General features: G+C 64.7%; 5 protein-coding genes. 3 read left to right on the plus strand and 2 right to left on the minus strand.

The features are described 5' to 3' along the window. Positions 1 to 36 precede the first annotated feature (36 nt). Positions 37 to 1,866 (minus strand): ATP-binding protein, encoded by a 1,830-nt coding sequence (locus tag EN884_RS27355; protein WP_024501408.1) that lies wholly within the window; start codon positions 1,864 to 1,866, stop codon positions 37 to 39. Between the two features lie 154 nt (positions 1,867 to 2,020). Here EN884_RS27355 and EN884_RS27360 point away from each other — a divergent pair, with 154 nt between their 5' ends. The 3 genes from EN884_RS27360 to EN884_RS27370 are packed head-to-tail and all read left to right on the plus strand — an operon-like array spanning position 2,021 to position 3,469. After that, positions 2,021 to 2,584, plus strand: a complete 564-nt coding sequence (locus EN884_RS27360) for an XRE family transcriptional regulator (protein ID WP_027160588.1) — start codon at positions 2,021 to 2,023, stop codon at positions 2,582 to 2,584. 4 nt (positions 2,585 to 2,588) lie between these two features. Then, complete coding sequence (locus EN884_RS27365; protein ID WP_013531040.1) at positions 2,589 to 2,897, plus strand: hypothetical protein; 309 nt, start codon at positions 2,589 to 2,591, stop codon at positions 2,895 to 2,897. A gap of 44 nt (positions 2,898 to 2,941) precedes the next feature. Next, complete coding sequence (locus EN884_RS27370; protein WP_063170265.1) at positions 2,942 to 3,469, plus strand: GNAT family N-acetyltransferase; 528 nt, start codon at positions 2,942 to 2,944, stop codon at positions 3,467 to 3,469. Between the two features lie 4 nt (positions 3,470 to 3,473). On the opposite strand, the gene EN884_RS27375 is transcribed toward EN884_RS27370, so the two are convergent. Further along, complete coding sequence (locus EN884_RS27375) at positions 3,474 to 4,349, minus strand: LysR family transcriptional regulator (protein WP_128360840.1); 876 nt, start codon at positions 4,347 to 4,349, stop codon at positions 3,474 to 3,476. Between the last annotated feature and the right edge of the window lie 10 nt (positions 4,350 to 4,359).

Below are 4,359 nucleotides of genomic sequence, written 5' to 3' on the forward strand. Positions count from 1 at the left end.
TTCTCAATCGGCCGGCAGAACAGCCGGGTCGCAAGCTCAATCGTTTTGCGGGCGCAGGCCGAAGGTTGCGGGCTTGAGGCCGTAGCGCATGTCGAAATCGTCGTCCGATGGCGGGCGTGCGGCGGGTGGCTTGCGGTAGTCGGGGTCGCCGGCCTGGCGGCCTGAATCCACGACCTCGGCGAAGGCCATCGCCTGCTGCGTCGATTTCGGCACGTTGCGCAATCGTTCCACGATCGCCACCAGATCGACATCGTCGCCCGGCTTCGACGTGGCCTCTTCGCGTTTGGCGGTGCCGGGGAGCAGGTGGCTCGGCAGCTTTTCGAACTTCAGCCGCATGGTCGTCGCCACGCCTTCGCCGAAGGCGATGGCTTCGCGCTGGCCCATCGAGGACAGGAAGGCAAGCGTCGAGGCGGAAGAGTCGGCAATCGCCGAGCGGATGATCGCCTGGTCCTGCTCATTGGCAAGCCGCATGGCGAAGAAGGTCGAGCATTGCGACAGGATGGTCGGGTCGAGCTCGCCGGGGCGCTGGGTGACGACGCCGAGATAGCAGCCATATTTGCGGCCTTCCTTGGCAATGCGCGACAGCGCATGCCTGGTCGGCGCGAATCCGAGACGCGGGTCGGCCGGCATATAGCGGTGCGCCTCTTCGCACAAAAACAGAAGCTGCAGCTTGCCTTCGCTCCATAGAGCGAGATCGAAGGCCAGGCGCGCCAGCACCGAACAGACGGAATTGACCACTTCGGACGGCATGCCGGCCATCTCGAAGCAGGTCACGGGACGGCCATGATGCGGCACGCGGAAGATGTTGCCGATCGTCTCGTGGATGGTGTCCTCGATCAGGCGCGAGTTGAACATGAAGCGATAACGTGGATCGGCCGCCGCCGATTCGATGCGCGTCTTCAGCGATTTGAGCGTCGGGCGATCGGTCTTGCTTTCGAGCATGCCCATGCGCTCATCGATCTGCTTCAGCAGGTCGGCGATGCGGTAAGGCACTGGCGTATCGGCGGTCAGCGCATCGCTGCCGCGCCTGATATAGGAGCCCGAATTCGGGTTGCGGTAGAGATTCTTGGCGGCCGGGATCAGGTCGCGCAAGGCATCGATTTCTTCCGGCTCGGTCTCGCGGCCCCGGAACAGCACCTCGGCGAATTCCTCCAGCGTGAACATCCAGAACGGAAGATCCAAGGTTTTGGAATCGACCCTGACGCAGTATTCGGGCAGCGATGCCGCGAACTCGTTGTGCGGGTCGAGGATCAGGATGCGCAGATCCGGCCGTGCCGCGATCGACTTGCGCAGCAGCAGCGAAACGGCGGTGGATTTGCCGACGCCGGTCGTGCCGACAATGGCGAAGTGACGCGCCAGCGTATCGTCGATAGCGATGTTGGCGGCGATCGTCTCGTCCTGCGCGAGCGTGCCGATCGTGATCGAATGACGCCCGGCAAGGTCATAGACCGCCTGCAGGTCGCGGGTGCGGATGCGATGCGCAACGGCGCCGATATGCGGATAGGTGGTGATGCCGCGGTCGAAGACCGGTCTGGCGCCGGGCTCCGCACCGTCACGGACTTCGCCGATCAACTCGATGCTGACCTCGATGGCGTTCTGGCCCTCATTGCTCCAGGCGCGGTCCGACTTGCCGATCGCGTAGACAAGGCCGACGGTTCGCGTCGATCCGAGATTGATGGAAATCATCTTGCCGACTGTCCACAGGCCGGTCACCGCGCCGTCGGCATCGTCCGCATAGGCGCTGATGGTGGCGCGAGCGCCGTCGCATTGCACGACATTGCCGAGGATGCGCTTGTCGTTCTGCTCGGTCTGGCGGCGCTCCTGCGAGGTCGGTTCCCCCACGGAGGCTTCGCGTTCGACATACATGGACAGGCCAATCCCCATTTCCCTGGAGAGTCGATCCTACCCGAATGGGGTTAAGGCCCGATGAGGTCGGATGGTGTAGAGAGCATTAAGGGGCCTGTGAAAATTGTCGCAAGGCGGCTCTTCTCCGGCGTCAATATTTCACTATAATAGACATATGGATGATATAGCGAACGAAATTTCCTCGACGATAGGCCGCAGGATACACGCCGAAAGGGTCATGCGTGACTGGTCCCTGGCCGAACTGGCGGAGCATTCCGGCGTCTCGAAGGCGATGCTCAGCACGATCGAGCGAGGCAAGACCAGCCCGACGGCGGCGCTTCTGGTGCGCATCGCGTCGGCCTTCGGCATGACGCTGTCGACCTTGATCGCGCGCGCCGAGCTGCAGGGCGGCGGGCTGCTGCGCGAGGCCGACCAGCCGGTATGGCGCGATCCCGATACCGGCTATGTCAGGCGGCATCTTTCGCCGGCTGGCGATATGCCGCTGGAACTGATCAAGGTGCATCTGCCGGCGGGCGCCAGGGTCAGTTTTCCGGCTGCTTCATACGCCTTCATCAAGCAGCAGATATGGCTGATTTCCGGGCGGCTCGAATTCATCGAAGGCGATATGGCGCACAAGCTCGAGCCCGGCGACTGCCTGGCGCTTGGGGCGCCGTCGGACTGCACCTTCCATGCCCTGGAGCCCGGCGCCGACTATCTGGTCGCCCTGGTCAGAGGCTGACACAATGGCAAAGAGACCAAAGCGCTCCCACAATGGGGGGCCGCCTCTCGATGAGTACAAGGGCCCGCCATGGGGCACGGGCGATCCCTATATCTTCCTGGCCTGGCAGGCAGCGCACGCCAAGGCGTGGAAGGCGCCGAGCCACGAGGTCATGCTGTTGCGCATGGACAGAGCCGAGCGGCTTGGCCTGACCTACGAGGAGTACACGCTCGAGATTCTCGAGCGCGGGCGGCACCTCGGGCACGAAGATGCCGACCGCATCAGCGCCATCAAGGCGGCGCGAAAGCGTCGCCGCGCGCGCCATCTGGAGTGACGGCAATGCGCCCGCTTCTATCGCAATCACAGGATATCCCGCACATGAACTCGATCGAGATCGCAACCCTGACCCCGGCTGCCGAGACGCAGGACGGGCTGGCCGAATTGCTGGTCGCAACGGTGGCGGCAGGCGGTTCGGTCAGCTTCATGCATCCGTTGGCGCCGCAGGCGGCGAGGGGTTTCTGGGAGAAATCGCTGGCCGCGGCGGCAAGGGGCGAAAGAGCGATGCTTGGCGCCTGGGACGGCAAAAACCTGGTCGGCACCGTGACCTTGCTGCCCGACTGTCCGCCCAACCAGCCGCACCGGGCCGAGATCGCCAAGCTGATGACACGCACAGACTACCGGGGCAGGGGCGTGGGAACGCGCCTGATGCGGGCCGCCGAGAGCCTTGCGGTGGAGAAGGGCCGCACGCTGCTGGTTCTGGACACGGCAACCGAGGAGGGCGCCTCAGGCCTCTATGAGCGGTTGGGCTTCACGCTGGCCGGTGAGATACCGGACTATGCCCTGAAGCCGCATGGCGGGCTGACCGGCACGCTGATCTACTGGAAGCGGATCGGGCAAATCTCGTAACCAATCATGCCGGCGCGGAGAGGCGCGACAGCAACCACTGGCGGAAATCCTGCTCGGCGCCGGTTAGGCGCGCTGTCGACGCCTTGGTCAGAAAATGGCCCGATGTGCTGGAGAGTTCGAAGTCGGAAAGCCTGACCAGCGTCTTGCTGTCGAGCGCCGCATCGACCAGCGGCCGCGAGCCCAAAAGCACGCCGGCGCCGGCCTTGGCCGCTTCCATGGCGGCAACGAAGCTGTCGAAGCGGTGCGATCGCCTGGGATGGCCGGCCAGCCTGGCGGCAGAGAACCATTCCGCCCAAATCTCGCGCGCGCCGGCAACCAGAAGCAGCGGCAAGGAGGTCCAGTCTGCGTCGCCGACCAGACCCGGAGCCGCCACCGGCACAAGCCGCTCGGCGGTCAGCCTGTCGGCTTCGCGGCCGGGGAAGGATCCGTTGCCGAAACGGATATCGAGCACCGAGCCTGGCAGGTCGTAATCGGTAGGGCGATGGATCGTCACCAGGTCGAGCTGGATGCGCGGCAGTGCCTTCGCGAGATCGGGCAGCGCCGGAACCAGCATCAGCAAGGCAAAGGAAATCGGCGCCCGGATGGTCACGGTCTGGACGGCGCGCGGCTCGAACAGTTCCGCGGTGCTGTTGCCGATGGTGGCGAAGGCCGACTGGATGTGGGGGAGGTAGGCTGCCCCCTCCGGCGACAGGGCGACGCCGCGCGCCAGCCGCGAAAACAAACGTGTCTTCAGCCGCTCCTCGAGAAAGCGGATGTGCTGGCTGACGGCCGCCTGGGTGAGGCCAAGCTCGGCTGCCGCCGCGGTGAAATTCGACAGCCGCGCCGCAGCCTCGAAACTGCGCAGCCAGTCGAGCGGCGGCAGGGGTGTGGTTCGAGACATTAGTATATCG

The organism is Mesorhizobium sp. M7A.F.Ca.AU.001.01.1.1 (assembly GCF_004022735.1).
In the GTDB taxonomy this organism is placed as follows: domain Bacteria; phylum Pseudomonadota; class Alphaproteobacteria; order Rhizobiales; family Rhizobiaceae; genus Mesorhizobium; species Mesorhizobium ciceri.